Origin of the sequence: Microvirga soli, from assembly GCF_016734765.1 — a bacterium.
Classification (GTDB): Bacteria; Pseudomonadota; Alphaproteobacteria; order Rhizobiales; family Beijerinckiaceae; genus Microvirga; species Microvirga soli.
This window is the reverse complement of record NZ_JAERQE010000139.1, coordinates 1-1,344: the sequence shown is the minus strand read 5'-3', so window position 1 is coordinate 1,344 and position 1,344 is coordinate 1. Positions and strand designations below refer to the sequence as shown.

General features: G+C 65.8%; 1 protein-coding gene. It reads right to left on the bottom strand.

Annotated features, from left to right (window positions below; all coding sequences use genetic code 11):
* Positions 1–1,344: DNA translocase FtsK (locus JKL45_RS29535; RefSeq protein ID WP_281401841.1), on the bottom strand; the 1,344-nt coding region annotated here is incomplete at both ends.

Genomic DNA, 1,344 nt, shown 5'->3' with positions numbered 1-1,344 from the left:
CAGAATCTCTCTTTTCCCGGCGTGGTTTGCGGGACCGACGATGCCCTCCTGCTCCATGCGCTCCATGAGCGAAGCCGCCCGGTTGTAGCCGATCTGCAGCCGGCGCTGGATGTAGGAGGTCGACGCCTTCTTGTCCCTGAGAACAACAGCAACAGCCTGGTCGTACAGATCGCCGCCCGGCGCGCCGAACTCGCCCTGGTCGAACACGGCTGTGTCGGGGGCAGCCCCGCCCTCGTCCTCGTCGGCCGTCACCGCCTCAAGATACTGCGGCCGGCCCTGGCGCTTGAGATGCGCCACCACCTTCTCCACCTCCTCGTCCGAGCAGAACGGCCCGTGCACGCGCGTAATCCGCCCGCCGCCCGCCATGTACAGCATGTCGCCTTGCCCCAAGAGCTGCTCGGCGCCCATTTCCCCCAAGATCGTGCGGCTGTCGATCTTCGACGTGACCTGGAACGAGATCCGGGTCGGGAAGTTCGCCTTGATCGTGCCGGTGATCACGTCCACGCTTGGCCGCTGCGTCGCCAGGATCACGTGAATGCCGGCCGCGCGCGCCATCTGGGCCAGGCGCTGGATCGCCCCTTCGATCTCCTTGCCGGCCACCATCATCAGGTCGGCCATCTCGTCGACGATCACCACAATGTAGGGCAGAGCATCGAGCTCCATCACCTCGTCCTCGTACACCGCCTCGCCGGTCTCGCGGTCAAAGCCGGTCTGCACCGTGCGGGTGATGGTCTCGCCGCGAGCCTTGGCCTCCACCACCCGGGCGTTAAAGCCGTCGATGTTGCGCACGCCGAGCTTCGACATCTTGCGGTAGCGGTCCTCCATCTCGCGCACGGCCCACTTCAGGGCCACCACCGCCTTCTTCGGGTCGGTGACCACGGGCGTGAGCAGGTGCGGGATGCCGTCATAGACGGAGAGCTCGAGCATCTTGGGATCGACCATGATCAGCCGGCACTCGGCAGGCGTCAGGCGGTAGACCAGGGACAGGATCATGGTGTTGATCGCCACCGACTTGCCCGACCCGGTGGTGCCGGCGACAAGTAAGTGCGGCATGCGGGCCAGATCCGCGATCACCGGCTCGCCCCCGATGGTCTTGCCGAGGCACAGGGCGAGCTTCTGCTTCGAGGTCTCGAAGTCCTGGGAGGCCAAGAGCTCGCGCAGGAACACGGTCTCGCGCTTGTGGTTGGGCAGCTCGATGCCGATGGCGTTGCGGCCTTGGACCACCGCCACACGGGCCGACACCGCGCTCATGGATCTCGCGATGTCATCAGCCAATGAGATCACCCGAGACGACTTCGTCCCAGGCGCAGGCTCAAGCTCATACAACGTGACCACGGGGCCGGG